We start from the raw sequence: 16421 nt of genomic DNA, 5'->3' as shown, positions 1-16421 counted from the left end.
AATTTTAAGGCATGGAGGGAAATATAATGTCAAAAAGAAAGGTGAAGAAAAGTGCCATTTTAATAATGGGGATAATTTGTTTCTTTATAATATATTTTGCTGCTTTTAATTACTTTTCTAATATAGGAAAAGGTCAGGGTACTAAGATTCCAGATGTGGAAGAAAAAGTAGATGCAAGAAGTCTTTTAAGTCAATTTAAAAGCAAGAAGAAAATATATATATCAGATGGGAATGTTTCTAACGTTAGAATGGAAGAAGAAAAAGTACAAGAATTCCAATATTCTTTCAATGAATTTAGTAAAATTAGAACACCGGATTCTTATAAACCTATATATGAGGGATATACAGATGATGATATAAAATTTTCTACAGATTTAAATGTATTTAGGGTTTATACAGTAAACAAAGAAGAATATTATAAAGTGCCAGTAGCTTATAAAAAAGAATTCAAAGAAATTTTAGATACGAGTATATATACTTCTTTTGATTTTATAAAACAATATAAAACATGGAAGCAAGTAACAATAGATTATGGAGATGAAACAAAGAAAATAAGTGGATGGAGTTATGACGATTTGGCTAGTAAAATGGTACAAAAAAGATTAGTCGGAAAAATACAACCAGAAAAAGCTAGAGAAAGATGTAAATATAAATTTACTATTAACATAACTTCAGATAATTATGAAGCTAGAGTAGATATAATGGGAGAGGATTATGTAAAAATAACAGTGAATAATTTAATCTCTTATTATGAAGTTTCAAATAATCTTTTTGACTATATAAAAACAGATATATTTAAAATATCAGATAGTGAATAATTTAAATATATGTAAATTTTATAAAATAGATAACTTTTTAAAATTAATAAAAATAAAAATAGACTAATTTGTTTTTCAAATTAGTCTATTTTTTTATAGAAATATACAATTAAGCTTCTTTTATTAATTGTTCACCAACTAAGTAAATTGGTCCAGCACCAGTAGTTATTACTACATCGTTTGGTTGAACATTTTCTTTTAAGTATTTAACTATATCATCAAATTCTGATATATATATAGCATCTACGTTATTGTGTTGTAATTTTTGAACTAAGTCTTTTGAATGAACAGTTCCTGGGTCATCTTCTCTAGCAGCATAGATATCAGTTATTATAACTTTATCAGCTGAGTAGAATGCTTCTGCAAACTCATCTAGTAAAGATATTGTTCTACTGTAAGTATGTGGTTGGAATACGCACCATAAAGTTCCTTTTTTGAATCTTTTTGCAGTAGATAATGTTGCTTTTATTTCAGTTGGATGATGTGCATAATCATCTATTACAGCAGCATTATTATATTCACCTTTTCTTTCAAATCTTCTACCAACACCAGTATAAGCTAAAATTCCTTCTTGTATAGTTTCTAAATCTATTCCAGAAACTAATGAAACGATTATTGCTGATGTAGCATTGTATATATTGTGAAGTCCAGGTACACTTAATTTAAATCCAGTTAATTTTTTACCCATGTAATTTAAATCAAAAGATCCACATCCTAAATCATCAAATTCAATGTTTTCTATTATAACATCATTTGATTCTTTTTTACCAAATTTAATAGCCTTTGCCTTAACATCATGTAATATATCCATGTTAGGGTTATCTCCATTGATTACAAAGTAACCATCTTTAGGTAAAAGTTTACCGAATTTGTTGAATGATGCTTTTATTTCATCTATTCCAGAGAAGTAATCAAGATGATCTTCTTCTATATTTAATACTATTGAAATTTTAGGGTTGAAGTTTAAGAAACTATCAACATATTCACAAGCTTCTGTTATAAAATGATCTGAATGACCTATTTTAACATTTCCGCCTATTGATTTTAAGTTACCACCAACTAATATTGTAGGGTCTAATTCAGCCTGTTCAAATACAGTAGATAACATTGATGTTGTAGTAGTTTTTCCATGCGTTCCTGAAACTGCAATTGAGTTTTTGTACTCTCTCATTAATTGGCCTAAAAATGCCGCTCTATTTATTGTCAATTTATTTTTATTTTTTGCTTCAACTAATTCTGGGTTTTCTGGATGAATAGCAGCTGTATATACAACTATATCTATATCATCAGATATATTTTCTTTAGCATGACCTATAAAGATTTTTGCGCCTTGAGATTCTAATTTTTCAGTAAGTTCTGAGCCATGCATATCAGAACCAGAAACAGTATAATTTTTATTAAGACATATTTCTGCTAAGGCACTCATACTGATACCACCAATACCAATAAAATGTATATTCATAAATAAAACCACCTTTCTTTTTAATTAAGTCCTATAATCTGAACTATTTATGTGGTATAATTAACTAATGTTCAATATTTAAAGTATAATATGTACATACTATTAATATATATACTTTTATTTATTAAATATTATGTTTAAACATAAATCTTATTATACCATATTATGAGAGATTATGCATTAAATACTTTAAATTGTAAGGATAGTCGTTTTAGGAGGTTTTAATAATTATGAAGTTTAAAAGAACGGAAAGAATAGGCGCTATAGTAAAAATATTATCAGATAACCCCAACAAAATATACACATTAAGTTACTTTACTGAGAAATTTAATGCTGCAAAATCTACAATAAGTGAAGATTTATTAGTTGTAAAAAATGTTTTTGAAAAATTAGAATTAGGAAGAGTAATTACAATTTCAGGAGCTGCTGGAGGAGTTAAATATATACCAAAAACATCAATTGAAGAAAATAAACAATTCTTAATGGAATTATGTGAAAAAGTAAATGATGACTCAAGAAAACTTTCAGGAGGTTTCTTATATTTAATAGATTTAATCTACAATCCAGCTATAGTTGCTAAAATCGGAAAAATCTTTGCTTCTAATTTAGATTACACTGAAGCTGATTATGTAGTAACTATGGAAACAAAAGGTATTCCTATGGCACTTATGACAGCTAAAGCTATGAATCTACCTCTAGTTATAATAAGAAAAGATATGAAAGTTTCAGAAGGACCAACATTAAGTATGACTTATGTTACAGGTGGAAACAACAAAGTAGAAAGTATGAGTTTACCTAGAAAAGCATTAAAACCAAATAGCAAGGTTATATTAATTGATGATTTCATGAGAGGTGGCGGAACATTAAAAGGTATGACAGATTTAATGCATGAGTTCGGAGCACAAGTAATGGGTACAGGTGTATTTATATCTACAACAAAACCTCAAGAAAAAATGGTAAAGGATTACATATCATTAATTGAAATAGATAATAACGGAGATAGTATAATAGCAAAACCTAATTTCAAAACATTTAAAGATGAATATAGAGATTCACAATTTGAATCTGATGATAAATAATACGATAGTTAGAAAAATTTAATTAAAATTCAAAAAAAAAGAGGATATCAGTTTTCTTTATAGAATTATTTAGAATACAGTTTATAATAAGTAATATTTTGTCAAAATCATAAAGGGGGATATTGAGAATGAACATAACTGACGTAAGAGTAAGAAAAATAACAAACGAAGGAAAGATGAAATGTATAGTTTCTATAACTTTCGATAACCTATTTGTTGTTCATGACATTAAGGTAATAGAAGGTCATAATGGACTATTTATTGCTATGCCAAGTAGAAAAGTAGGAGAAGGTAACTTTAGAGATATAGCTCATCCAATAAATGCAGAAATGAGACAAGTTCTTGAAGATACAGTTTTAAAAGCTTATCATGAAGCTTTAGCTCAATTAGAAGTTGCTGCTGAATAAGTTTATAATTTAATTTGTTATATATTAAAACCGAATCATAAGATTCGGTTTTTTTGTATAAAAATACATAATTTGAGATATTATCATACTGTGGTAAGAACTCATTTTTACACTAATTATTATTAATGCGAAAAACCTAGCAATTTTCAATAAAAAATGTTATATTATTAGAGATAAATACGGATATTAATATGTATCTATACGATTTATTTAGCATACTATAATATTTTTCATACGTTTTTGAAAAAAATACAACTTTATTGAGAAAAAAAACGGACAAAAGTATATAATATTGTATGTAAATAATTACTTTACAGAAAATATTTATATGAATGGAGTGAAATAATGAACTTTAAAGCAATAATACTTGCTGCTGGAAAAGGTACTAGAATGAAATCTAAAAACCCTAAGGTAGTACATAAAGTATGTGGAAAAGAAATGGTAAACCATGTAATTGATATTTCAAATAAATCAGGTGTGAACGATGTCGTAGTTATATTAGGACACGGTTCTGAAACTGTAAAAAATGTAATACCAGAAGATGCTATTGTAGTAATGCAAACTGAGCAATTAGGAACAGGTCATGCTGTTAAAATGGCTAAAGATACTATTAATGATGATGATATAATAGTTGTACTATGTGGAGATACTCCTTTAATAGAAGAAGAAACTCTTAAAAAGCTATTTGATTATCATTTAGAAAATGAATATATGGCTACTGTTTTAACAACTAAAGTTGACGATCCAACAGGATACGGAAGAGTTATAAGAGATTCAGAAGGAAACTTCGCAAGAATAGTAGAACAAAAAGATGCTAATGAAGAAGAATTAGCTGTCAATGAAATCAATTCAGGAATTTATTGTTTCAAAGGTGATAAACTAAAAGAAGCATTAGATCTATTAGATAACAATAATGCTCAAGGAGAGTATTATTTAACTGATACTATGAAAATAATAAAAGATAGAGGTTCTAAAGTAGGAGCTTTTGTAGGAGCTACTATAGAAGAACTTATGGGTGTAAATTCAAGAGTTCAGTTATCACAAGCCGAAGCAATCATGAGAAAAAGAATAAATAAAAGACATATGGATAATGGAGTTACAATAATCAACCCAGAAAATACATATATAGAGTCAAATGTACAAATCGGTAAGGATACAATTATAGAACCAGGTGTAATGTTGAAAGGAAACACTGAAATAGGTGAAGAATGTATAATAGGAATGAATTCTTCTATAACAAATTCTAAAATAGGTAATTTTACAGAAATAAAAATATCTACTATAATAGATAGCGCTGTTGGCGAAAATACGACTGTTGGTCCTTATGCTTATTTAAGACCAAAAAGTAACGTAGGAAACCACGTTAAAATAGGAGATTTCGTAGAAGTTAAAAATGCTAACATAGGAGATTACTCAAAAGCATCACACTTATCTTACATAGGAGACGCAGATGTAGGAAAAGATGTTAATATTGGATGTGGAGTAGTATTTGTAAACTATGATGGTAAAAATAAATTTAGGTCAGTTGTGGAAGATGGAGCTTTTATAGGTTCTAACTCAAACTTAGTTGCCCCAGTTCATATACAACATAAAGGATATATAGCAACAGGTTCTACTATAACTGAAGATGTTCCAGATGGAGCATTAGCTATAGCAAGACAAAGACAAGTTGTTAAAGAAGGTTGGGTAGCTAGAAAAGAAGCAAAAGACGCTAAAAATAATAAATAAATTTGCTTTTAATAGACATAATTGTCTAATAATATAATATATAAATTTTTCGGGAGGATAATAATGAATACTAGCGGAAGTGAGATTAAAATAATCACTGGTAATGCAAACCCAGAACTAGCAGCTAAAATAGCTGAAAAAGTAGGAGTTAAACTTTCAGATTGTGTAGTTACTAAATTCAGTGACGGAGAAATATCTGTAAATATGAATGAAACGGTAAGAGGATGTGACGTTTTCGTAGTTCAATCTACAAACAATCCAGTAAACCAAAACTTAATGGAATTATTAATAATGATAGATGCATTAAAAAGAGCATCTGCAGGTAGAATAACAGCTGTTATTCCTTATTACGGATATGCAAGACAAGATAGAAAAGCAAAATCAAGAGATCCAATCACTGCAAAATTAGTTGCAAACTTATTAACAGCAGCTGGTGCAGATAGAGTTTTAACTATGGACTTACATGCTGCACAAATACAAGGATACTTCGATATACCAGTAGATCATCTTTTAGGACAAAACCTACTAGCTAACTACTTCAACAAAATGGGATTAGAAGACTTAACAGTTGTTTCACCAGACTTAGGAAGTGTTACTAGATCTAGAAAATTTGCTAACCAATTAGATGGAGATGTTCCACTAGCAATAATCGATAAGAGAAGACCAAAAGCTAACGTTTCAGAAGTTATGAACTTAATAGGAGACGTTAAAGACAGAAATATCATAATGCTTGATGACATGATAGATACTGCAGGTACAATAACAAACGCTGCTAATGCATTAAAGAAATTTGGTGCTAGAGATATATACGCTTGTTGTACACATGCTGTTTTATCTGGACCAGCTATAGAAAGAATAAAAGAATCTTCTATAACTAAGTTAATAGTATTAGATACTATAAAACTTCCAGAAGAAAAGAAATTAGACAACATAGAAGTATTAACAGTAGCAGACTTATTTGCAGATGCAATCAAGAAAATATTCAATAACGAATCTGTTAGTGTATTATTCTAATAAGAAAATTATATAAGAATTTATTGATCGTAGGTATTGCCCAAGTGATAATCACTTGGGCAATATTTTTTTAATTTCCAACTTATTACCTTAAGCAACGGAATCTCCGATTCATTGGCGCCATGAGCAAAGCGAATTTTTTTGATTTTTAGTTAAATCTAGGATTATATTAAAAATCCATAAATCATAGAGCATCTGTATAGGTCAAAAAATAAAGTTATTTAATCTAGAATTGTATATAAATATTAAAATTTAGCGATAATACAAATACTTAAAAAATAAATTACTTGTATTTATATGATTATCCACATATAAGTAATTTTTAGAAAGGAGAGATAGATGGATTTATATCAAATAATAGATAAAGCAATCACTTTAAATGCATCAGATATCCATATTACCGTCGACTTATCCCCAGTTGCTAGAATAAATGGCAAATTTAAAAAATTATCAAATGAATTATTAACAAATGATAATGTGTATAACTTAGTAAACCAGATTACGGATGAAAGTCTTATGAATAAAATCAAAGAATATGGAGATGTGGATTTTTCTGTTTCATTACCTAATAGACATAGAGCTAGAGTAAATATTTATAAACAAAAAAACAATTACGCTATGGCACTAAGAATAATTCCAAACAATATCCCTAAATTTGAAGAATTAAAACTTCCAGAAGTCATGAGAGAATTTACTAAAAAACAAAAGGGATTAGTTTTAATTACAGGACCAACTGGAAGTGGAAAATCTAGTACACTAGCAAGCTTAATTGATTTGATTAACGAAAATAGAGAATGTCATATTATAACTTTAGAAGACCCTATAGAATATATCCACACTCATAAAAAAAGTATTGTAAATCAACGTGAAATAGGAAGAGATTCAAAGAACTTTAATTCAGCATTAAAATCAAGCTTAAGACAAGACCCAGATGTAATTTTAATAGGAGAGATGAGAGATGCTGAAAGTATTTCTATAGCATTAAGAGCAGCAGAAACGGGTCATTTAGTTTTTTCTACTATGCACACTATAGGAGCGGCTAAAACTATAGATAGAATAATCGATACATTTGAATCATCTAAACAGCAACAAATTAGAAGTCAATTATCCACAGCATGCACAGGAATTGTATCTCAACAACTAATTCCTACAATTGATAAAAAATCTCGTATAGTTGCAACTGAAGTCATGATTACAAATACTGCAATAAGTAATCTTATTAGAGAAAATAAAATATATCAAATTCAAAATATTATCCAAACTTCATCAAAACAAAATATGTTCTCTATGGACCAAGACATTTCGAGACTCTATAAACAGGGTTTGATATCTAAAGAAACCTTAATAAATCGATGTAATGATTTACAATATATCGAAAAAATAATAAAAATTTAAAATGAAAAGTAAAATCCATCTTAAAAATTTTATATGATTTATGCAATAATAACTATTTTTTTTATAATTTCTTATATAGAAAATAAATTAATATACTTAATATGCAAGGAAATGAAGTACTCTTTATCTAATAGTATAATAGTGTATTTAACAAGTATAATAACTTTACTGTTAATATATAATAAATATGATATAACTTTAAATTCTATAAGTTATTTACTATTAATCCCATTTATAGTTGTGATTTCTATAATAGATTTTCGAACAAGTTTTGTATACGATATAACAGTAGTTAGTGGTATAATAGTTCAGAGTATAATATTTATATTGGCTAGAATTCCTCATACAGAGTTATTAGACCATTTTATTGGTTTAATAATAGGTCTTCTATTGTCTTTTTTAATTTGTAAATTTACAAGGGCATTTGCAGAAGGCGATATAGGAGTTTATGGATTATGTTGCTTTGTATTAGGTGCAAAACACAGCTTTAATATATTCGCATTATCTTTTATTATAACTTCTTTATTTGGAATTTTAATAATCTTGAAGCAAAAGAAAGTGGACTTAAAGAGGAGAATACCTTTTACGCCATTTATTTCTATGGCTACAATTTTAATTATACTAACACAATATGATATAATAAAAATCTATTTTGAAATGATAAACAATGGTTTATAAGGAGGCGAAAATTTTGTATATAATAGTGGGATTAGGAAATCCAGGAGACAAATACGAAAAAACAAGACACAATGTTGGATTTAATGTTATAGATCTTTTGGCAAAGGAATATTCAATAGACGTAAGTAAATTAAAACATAAAGCATTGATAGGTGAAGGAAGAGTTGGAACTGAAAAAGTAATTTTAGTTAAACCTATGACTTATATGAATTTAAGTGGAGAATCAGTAGTAGATATATGCAATTACTATAACGTTGATTTAGAAAATGTAATAGTAATATATGATGATATCGACTTAGATGTAGGTAAAATTAGAATTAGAAAAAAAGGTAGTGGTGGAACTCATAATGGAATGAGATCTATAATTAAATGCCTAGGTTCTAATGAATTCCCAAGAGTAAGAGTTGGAATCTCAAAACCTAAAAATGGACAAGATTTAGCAGATTTTGTTTTATCTAGATTTGCAAAAGAAGATGAAAAATCACTTAATGAAAGTTTTGAAAATGCTGTAGCCGCAATTGATTGCGCTATTAGACAAGATCTAGATTTAGCAATGAATAGATATAATGTAAAATAAGGAGGGGCTATATGGAGGATGTTTTTGTATACCCTTTAAAAAACTCAAATGAGTATAAGGAGATTATAAATACAATATGCAATAAAGAGGGATCATTACAACTAAATGGTCTCTTAGATATGCAAAAGCCACATATAACTTATTCTATATTTAAAGAACTAGCTAGACCTACTTTGTTTATTGCAAACAGTGATTTGGAGGCAAAGAAGGTCTACAATGAACTTTGTTTTTATACTAAGGATAAGGTGGAGTATTTAGGCAGTGATGAAATTTATTTTTATCACCTAGATGCAAAAGATAGAAATGAAGAAGCAAAGAAATTAAGAGTACTATTAAAACTGGCTAAAAAACAAAAAACAATCGTTGTTACATCTGTAGATGCAATATTAAGAAAGTATATACCTAAAAATGTTTTATTAGATAATATATATACTTATAAAATTGGAGATATTATCGATTTAGAGGAATTGAGTCAAAAATTAGTCAGACTGGGTTATGAAAGAGTCTCAAGAATAGAAGGGCTAGGTCAATTCAGTATTAGAGGTGGAATAATAGATATATATTCATTAGAATATACTAATCCTATCCGTATAGAGTTATTCGATGATGAAATCGATTCTATACGTACTTTTGATGTTTTTTCACAAAAATCAATAGAAAAAATTAAAAAAGTAGTGATCACACCATCACGTGAATTTATATATCCAGAAGATACAACATCAGCAGTTGAAAAGATACAACTTGAAACAAATCAGTATACAGATGATGATGTGTTTAATAATATAGAAAATATTGTCCAAAAGACATACTTCCAAGGGGTAGAAAACTATATAGATTATTTATATGAAGAAAATAATAAAAGTATATTTAGCTACTTACCAGACAACGCAATAGTAGTTATGAATGATATATCTAGGCTAAAAGAAAGATGTGAAAACTTTGTAAATGAGTTTAATGATAATTTTAATCTAAATCTTGAAAGAGGTTTAGCAATAAAAAACCAAGGTAATTTAATTTATTCATATGACGAGTTACCATTCTTATTAGAGAACAAGAATTTAATTATAAATTCTCTGTTACCAAAGCCAGTAAACGGATTTTCTGTTACTAATATTATTAATTTTGATTCTAGAGAAGTACCTTCTTACAACTCAAAATTAGATGTGCTAGTAGAAGATTTAAATAAACTTAGATATAACGGATACAAAGTTATACTAGCTGTAAATTCTACAGATAGATGTAAAAAGCTACATAAAGATTTATTTGACTTAGGTTTAGAAGTAGCTATATCAAAAAGCAGAAATATAGAATTAAAGTCATCACAAATAGTTATTGTTCCAGCCAATCTTAGCAAGGGATTTGAATATAAATCTATTAAATTCCAAGTAATAACTGATAGTGAAATAATAGGCGTAAATAAAAAAGTTTCTAAAAAATCTAAAAAGAAGAAAAATAAAAACGGACAAAAAATAGAATCATTTTTAGATTTAAAAATAGGAGACTATGTAGTTCATGAAAATAGCGGTATAGGTAGATATACAGGTATTGAACAGATATTAGTTAATGGAGTTAAGAAAGACTACCTAAAAATAATTTACCAAGGTGGAGATAATTTATATGTTCCTATAGACCAAATGGACAAAGTTCAAAAATATATAGGTGCAGATGCTCAAAAGGTTAAATTAAATAAGCTTGGAACAAATGAATGGACTAAAGCAAAGGCAAAAGTTCAACGTGAAATAGAAGATATGACTAAAGATTTAGTTGAACTTTATGCAAAAAGAGAAAAGGTAAAAGGATATAAATTCTCTAAAGATACAGTTTGGCAAAAAGAGTTTGAATCAATGTTTCCATATGAAGAAACTGAAGATCAGTTAAAAGCAATTAAAGAAACTAAAAAAGATATGGAATCATCAAAAGTAATGGATAGACTTGTCTGTGGAGATGTTGGGTATGGTAAAACAGAAGTTGCTATAAGGGCAGCATTTAAGGCTTGTATGGACCAAAAGCAAGTCGCTATATTAGTTCCAACAACTATATTAGCTCAACAACATTACAACACATTTAAACAGAGATTTGAAAACTATCCAATAAGAGTAGAAGTTTTAAGTAGATTCAAAACGGCTAAACAACAAAGAGAAATAATAAATGATGCTAGAAAAGGTTTAGTGGATATTCTTATCGGAACACATAGAATAGTATCTGATGATATAAACTTACCTAATCTAGGACTAGTAGTAATAGATGAGGAGCAAAGGTTTGGAGTTAGACACAAAGAATCGCTTAAAAAGATAAAAAATACTGTTGATGTACTTACATTATCAGCAACTCCTATTCCAAGAACGTTACATATGTCATTAAGTGGAATAAGAGATATGAGTGTAATTGAAGAGCCACCACAAGAAAGACATCCAGTTATAACTTATGTTGTAGAAGCAAAAGAAAGTATAATTCAAGATGAAATAGAAAGAGAAATCGCTAGGGGTGGACAAGTCTTTTTCGTCTACAATCGAGTGGAACAGATTGAAGAGATGGCGAGTATGGTACAAAAATTAGTACCAGATGCTAGAGTAGCTGTTGCACATGGTAGAATGACATCTAAGGCACTTGAAAATATTATATTAGGATTTTTAAATAAAGAATATGATGTGTTAGTCTGTACAACAATAGTTGAAACAGGAATGGATATATCAAATGCAAATACAATGATTATATATGATGCAGACAAAATGGGGCTTGCTCAGCTTTATCAGTTAAGAGGTAGAGTAGGTAGAAGTTCTAGACAAGGTTATGCATATTTAATGTATGAAAAAGACAAAGTATTAAGTGAAATAGCAGAAAAAAGACTAAAAGCAATTAGGGAGTTTACAGAATTTGGTTCTGGGTTTAAAATAGCTATGAGGGACTTAGAAATAAGAGGTGCTGGAAATATCCTAGGAGCACAACAACATGGTCACATGGCAGTGATAGGTTATGATTTATATGTAAAAATGCTAAACGAGGCTATAAAGAAAGTAAAAGGCGAGGTAATAGAAGAACCTATAGATGTCGAAATTAACTTAGCTGTAAATGCATATATTCCTAATTCTTATATTTCAGAAGAGATTGATAAAATAGAAATGTATAAGAAAATAGCATCTATAGAAAATAAAGATGATATGGAAGAAGTTAAAGAAGAATTAGTAGATAGATTCTCAGATGTACCTAGATCAGTTCAAACTTTACTTTATATAGCATATATAAAATCTATGTGCAAAAAACTAAAGATAGAAAGAGTCACTCAAAATCAAAATGAAATTAGTTTAGTACCTTTAACAAGATACAAAACTAAAGAAAAGGTTGGCTACAAAATTGTAAATGAATTAGTAGATTTACTAGAAAAAATGTGTAAGCTAAACGAAAAATAATATGAAGAGGTGCATGATATGAAAAAAGTTATGGCGTTAGTACTATCATTTGTTTTAGGGATAAGCATGATAGGGTGTTCTGACAAGGCAGTTGCAACAGTAAATGGTGAAAAAATACCTGCTAAATATTTTGAAACTTATGTTAACTGGACTAAGTTAGTATATGAATCTAATTACGGATATACATCTTCAGTTTGGAAAACTGAAATGGAAGATACAGCAAGTTCTAGTGATTCAAAAAGTAAAAGTGATGAAAAACAAACTTATTGGGATGCTTTCAAATCTCAAATACTTGTATCTATGGAACAATCAGAAGTAGTATATCAAAAAGCTAAAGAAGTTAAAGTAACTCCAACAGATAAAGAAGTTCAAGAACAAGTAGATACTTTTAATAAAACTGTAAATAGCAATGATTCGACAAAAGAACAAGCTAAAAAAGCTGGTATAAATGATGAATTCTTAAAATATATTTTAACTAGAGAATTAGCATATAGTGCTTATAAAGAGTATTATAATAAAAATACAAAAGTAGATGAAAGTACTTTAAAGAAAGAATATGAAAAAAATAAAGAGTCATATGATACAGTAACTGCATCTCATATATTAATATCAACTCAAGATGATAGTGGAAATGAGTTATCTGATAAAGAAAAAGCTGCAGCTAAACAAAAAGCTGAAGAAGTACTTCAAAAAGCTAAATCAGGTGAAGACTTTGCTGAATTAGCTAAAGAATATTCAGATGATAGTGCAAATGCTTCATCTGGAGGTAATTTAGGCGATTTCACTGCTGGAGAAATGGTTGAAGAATTTAGCAATGCTGCATTTGCATTAGATAAAAATGAAATTTCAGACATAGTTGAAACTCAATATGGGTATCATATAATTAAAGTAACAGATAAAGCTACTACATTTAATAAAGCAAAAGACCGCGTTAAATCTGCTGTTTTATCTGAAAAATTTAATAAAGAAGTAACAAAATTATTTGAAGAAGCAAAAATAGAAGAAAAAGATGATGTTGTAAAATCTATTTCATACAAATAGATTTTACAAAAAATACAGTCAAAAAAATGGGGGAATAAATTGAAAAATTTGTTCCCCTTATTATTTCGAAAAAAAATAAAAATATAGTAAAAAATGGATATTATCTTAAAAAATAAGGGGATATGCCAAAAAAACGGTGTAAAAATTTATCGAATTTAAGCGAAAATAAAAAAATACATAAATTTTAAAATTATAAATATAATTAAAATAGAAAAAATTTTTGACAAAAAATAAATAATTATTATATAATTGTAACCGAAATTTGTATATTTTTCTTTTCAATGGCAAAAATACAATAAAAGAAATTAATGGAGGATTATCATAAATGAGAGCGACAGGTATAGTTAGAAGAATAGATGACTTAGGAAGAGTTGTTATTCCAAAAGAAATAAGAAAAACTTTAAGAATAAGAGAAGGGGATCCACTAGAAATATTCACAGCTAAAGACGGAGAAGTTATATTAAAAAAATATTCTCCAATAGGTGAATTAAATGAATTCTCACAAGAATATGCTGAAACATTAGGTGAAACATTAGGATACGGAGTTGTTATAACAGATTTAGACTCTATAATATCTGTATCAAAATTACCTAAAAAAGATTACAAAGAAAAAAGTATAAGTAAAGAATTAGAACAATTAATAGAAAATAGAGAAACAAAAGAAATAAAAGACGAGAATAAAATACCTCTATACAAAGAAGATAGCAATTCATATAGTGAACAAATGATAATGCCTATAATAAGCGTATCTGGGGACTGTATAGGAAGTATAGTTATAGTTGCTAAAGAAAACGAAAAGTTACAAGAAGGAATCGACAAAATCCTTAAAGTAGCATGTAGTTTCTTAGGAAAGCAAGTTCAATAATTTATCAAGAGACCCTTTTTATAGGGTCTTTAATTTTTAGATATTCTGAAACGATTTATAAACAAAATCTTAAGACATTATTAAAAATGTGGAAAATATTGAATAAATCATTAGAAGTGTGATATATTAAAATTTATTACAAATGTTTATATACAAAGAATCGGAGTTTGTATATAAGCAGTCTTTGTATTTTAAAATGAAATGATATTATTTGAAATTTGAATGAATATAATTTCATATGTTTAATAAAATGGAGGTCATGTGTCATGGATAACAACAAAAATAAAGACTCCTTCTTAAAGGGAGCACTTATACTTGGTGCAGCAGGTGTTGTTGTTAAAATAATGGGGGCATTCTTTAGGATACCACTTGGGAACTTAATAGGTTCTACTGGTATGGGATATTACCAAGCTGTATACCCTGTTTATACATTATTTTTAACATTAGCAACAGCTGGGTTTCCGACTGCCTTAGCTAAATTAGTTTCAGAAAAAAGGGCTATTGGGGATTATGGCGGAGCTGCTAAGACGTTCAGAGTGGCATCAACTGTATTATTCCTTACAGGTCTTGTTTCATTCTGTATATTCTATTTTGGAGCTGATTTCATAGTTAATGGTATTATGAAAAATGAAGGTGCATTAGCAAGTATGAAGGCGATAGCGCCAGCACTTTTATTTGTACCGTTAATGTCTTCATTCAGAGGATATTTCCAAGGTAGAAGAGAAATGAGCAAAATTGCTATTTCTCAAATGGTAGAACAATTCTTCAGAGTTGTTTTAGGTATAGCAATCGCTTATTATTGGATGGTTAGTTTTGGACCAGAACAAGGAGCTGCTGGTGGTGTATTAGGAGCAGCAATAGGTGGATTTGCATCAATAGTATTTTTAATTTTAGCGTACTTAAGAACTTCAAAAGAGCGTCGTGCAGAACTTGAATTAAGTAAGAACTTTAGAGTTGAAAGTACAAAAACAGTATTAAAAAGAATTTTATATGTTGCAGTACCAATAACTATAGGTGCTTGTGTTATGCCTTTAGTTAATATGGTTGATAGTATAGTGGTTGTAAGAAGACTTCAAGAAACTGGATTTGATGTTGATACAGCAAACTCTTTATTAGGTCAATTAACAGGTATGGCTATGGCAACAGTTAACTTACCGGTATTTATAGATCAAGCTATAGGTATGAGTTTAGTTCCATCTATCTCAGAAGCTTATGCGTTAAATCAACGTGGAAGAGTTAAAAAAGAAGCTAGAAACGGAATTAAATTAATATTAATAATAGTATTACCATGTGCATTTGGATTAGCTGCATTAGCAACTCCAATAATGAGTTTATTATATCCAAGTGAAACAGGGGCAATAGGAAAAATGTTATTTGCTTGTGCGCCTTCTGCTATATTCTTAGGATTAATATATGCGCAAAACGGTATACTTCAAGGTATGGGTAAACCAATGGTACCAGTTATTGCATTAGCAATAGGTATGGTATTTAAAGTAATACTAAGTTATACATTAACAGGAATACCATCTATAAATATATTTGGTTCAGCTATAGGAACTTTAACAGCATATGCAGTTGCAGCGTTAATAGAGTTTTTATACATAAAGAAACACTTAAATATGAAATTCTCGAAAAAAGAATTTTTATTAAAACCATTATTAACAGTAATAACTATGTTTGTTGTTGTTAAAATGAGTTATGCATTAACATTCAAAATATTAGCTAGTAACACACTTTCAACTTTAATATCAATCATGATAGGTGGATTAGTATACGTTATAGTATTACTTGCTATCGGTGGTATGAGAAAAGAAGAAATATTACTAATGCCAAAAGGTGAAAAAATCTATAGAATGTTAAAAAAATTAAAGTTAATGAATTAGAATAGGAATAGATATTGAGATAAAGACAATAATTATAATGATATTGTTTTAAAGTGTAGTCATTAGG

General features: G+C 28.4%; 13 protein-coding genes. 12 read left to right on the top strand and 1 reads right to left on the bottom strand.

The window, feature by feature from the left end:
* Positions 1–26 precede the first annotated feature (26 nt).
* The gene (locus tag ABCM86_RS08135) at positions 27–818 is read left to right on the top strand and encodes a hypothetical protein (protein ID WP_295778772.1); all 792 of its coding nucleotides are present in this window, start codon (positions 27–29) and stop codon (positions 816–818) included.
* A gap of 109 nt (positions 819–927) precedes the next feature.
* Here the strand turns inward: ABCM86_RS08135 and murC are convergent, their stop codons facing one another.
* Entirely contained in the window at positions 928–2280 is a 1353-nt protein-coding gene (gene murC / locus ABCM86_RS08130; protein WP_343003816.1) for a UDP-N-acetylmuramate--L-alanine ligase, read from the bottom strand.
* Between the two features lie 230 nt (positions 2281–2510).
* Between murC and purR the strand changes: the two genes are divergently transcribed.
* From purR to ABCM86_RS08075, 11 genes are all read left to right on the top strand, one after another.
* Complete coding sequence (purR, locus tag ABCM86_RS08125) at positions 2511–3359, top strand: pur operon repressor (protein ID WP_195930210.1); 849 nt, start codon at positions 2511–2513, stop codon at positions 3357–3359.
* A 128-nt stretch (positions 3360–3487) separates the two neighbouring features.
* Complete coding sequence (gene spoVG / locus ABCM86_RS08120) at positions 3488–3766, top strand: septation regulator SpoVG (RefSeq protein WP_343003815.1); 279 nt, start codon at positions 3488–3490, stop codon at positions 3764–3766.
* A gap of 345 nt (positions 3767–4111) precedes the next feature.
* Positions 4112–5494 carry a bifunctional UDP-N-acetylglucosamine diphosphorylase/glucosamine-1-phosphate N-acetyltransferase GlmU gene (gene glmU / locus ABCM86_RS08115; protein WP_295778766.1) on the top strand — a complete coding sequence of 461 codons (1383 nt, stop codon included), beginning with the start codon at positions 4112–4114 and terminating at the stop codon, positions 5492–5494.
* Between the two features lie 63 nt (positions 5495–5557).
* A complete protein-coding gene (locus tag ABCM86_RS08110) occupies positions 5558–6508 on the top strand; it encodes a ribose-phosphate pyrophosphokinase (RefSeq protein WP_343003813.1) in 951 nt (316 codons plus the stop codon).
* Between the two features lie 339 nt (positions 6509–6847).
* On the top strand, positions 6848–7903 hold the full coding sequence (locus ABCM86_RS08105; RefSeq protein ID WP_343003812.1) for a PilT/PilU family type 4a pilus ATPase: 1056 nt from the start codon (positions 6848–6850) through the stop codon (positions 7901–7903).
* A 111-nt stretch (positions 7904–8014) separates the two neighbouring features.
* The gene (locus tag ABCM86_RS08100; RefSeq protein ID WP_243269575.1) at positions 8015–8581 is read left to right on the top strand and encodes a prepilin peptidase; all 567 of its coding nucleotides are present in this window, start codon (positions 8015–8017) and stop codon (positions 8579–8581) included.
* Between the two features lie 13 nt (positions 8582–8594).
* The gene (gene pth, locus ABCM86_RS08095; RefSeq protein WP_195930206.1) at positions 8595–9158 is read left to right on the top strand and encodes an aminoacyl-tRNA hydrolase; all 564 of its coding nucleotides are present in this window, start codon (positions 8595–8597) and stop codon (positions 9156–9158) included.
* Between the two features lie 11 nt (positions 9159–9169).
* Complete coding sequence (gene mfd, locus ABCM86_RS08090; RefSeq protein WP_343003811.1) at positions 9170–12565, top strand: transcription-repair coupling factor; 3396 nt, start codon at positions 9170–9172, stop codon at positions 12563–12565.
* Between the two features lie 18 nt (positions 12566–12583).
* Complete coding sequence (locus ABCM86_RS08085; RefSeq protein ID WP_295677477.1) at positions 12584–13606, top strand: peptidylprolyl isomerase; 1023 nt, start codon at positions 12584–12586, stop codon at positions 13604–13606.
* 325 nt (positions 13607–13931) lie between these two features.
* Positions 13932–14471: a stage V sporulation T C-terminal domain-containing protein gene (locus tag ABCM86_RS08080; RefSeq protein ID WP_195931679.1), complete on the top strand. Its 540-nt coding sequence runs from the start codon at positions 13932–13934 to the stop codon at positions 14469–14471.
* A 266-nt stretch (positions 14472–14737) separates the two neighbouring features.
* A complete protein-coding gene (locus ABCM86_RS08075; RefSeq protein WP_295574733.1) occupies positions 14738–16354 on the top strand; it encodes a polysaccharide biosynthesis protein in 1617 nt (538 codons plus the stop codon).
* Positions 16355–16421: the final 67 nt, after the last annotated feature.

Source organism: Clostridium sp. 2218st1_F5_2218SCRN_220325 (assembly GCF_039062665.1).
In the GTDB taxonomy this organism is placed as follows: domain Bacteria; phylum Bacillota; class Clostridia; order Peptostreptococcales; family Peptostreptococcaceae; genus Intestinibacter.
The sequence above is the reverse complement of the archived record's forward strand: the minus strand, read 5'-3'. Positions and strand labels throughout refer to the sequence as shown.

Coding starts and splice junctions, on each gene's coding strand:
- ABCM86_RS08085 (WP_295677477.1), top strand. CDS start 12,584: ATGAAAAAAGTTATGGCGTTAGTACTATCATTTGTTTTAGGGATAAGC.
- ABCM86_RS08080 (WP_195931679.1), top strand. CDS start 13,932: ATGAGAGCGACAGGTATAGTTAGAAGAATAGATGACTTAGGAAGAGTT.
- mfd (WP_343003811.1), top strand. CDS start 9,170: ATGGAGGATGTTTTTGTATACCCTTTAAAAAACTCAAATGAGTATAAG.
- glmU (WP_295778766.1), top strand. CDS start 4,112: ATGAACTTTAAAGCAATAATACTTGCTGCTGGAAAAGGTACTAGAATG.
- ABCM86_RS08105 (WP_343003812.1), top strand. CDS start 6,848: ATGGATTTATATCAAATAATAGATAAAGCAATCACTTTAAATGCATCA.
- ABCM86_RS08100 (WP_243269575.1), top strand. CDS start 8,015: ATGAAGTACTCTTTATCTAATAGTATAATAGTGTATTTAACAAGTATA.
- murC (WP_343003816.1), bottom strand. CDS start 2,280: ATGAATATACATTTTATTGGTATTGGTGGTATCAGTATGAGTGCCTTA.
- ABCM86_RS08135 (WP_295778772.1), top strand. CDS start 27: ATGTCAAAAAGAAAGGTGAAGAAAAGTGCCATTTTAATAATGGGGATA.
- spoVG (WP_343003815.1), top strand. CDS start 3,488: ATGAACATAACTGACGTAAGAGTAAGAAAAATAACAAACGAAGGAAAG.
- ABCM86_RS08075 (WP_295574733.1), top strand. CDS start 14,738: ATGGATAACAACAAAAATAAAGACTCCTTCTTAAAGGGAGCACTTATA.
- ABCM86_RS08110 (WP_343003813.1), top strand. CDS start 5,558: ATGAATACTAGCGGAAGTGAGATTAAAATAATCACTGGTAATGCAAAC.
- purR (WP_195930210.1), top strand. CDS start 2,511: ATGAAGTTTAAAAGAACGGAAAGAATAGGCGCTATAGTAAAAATATTA.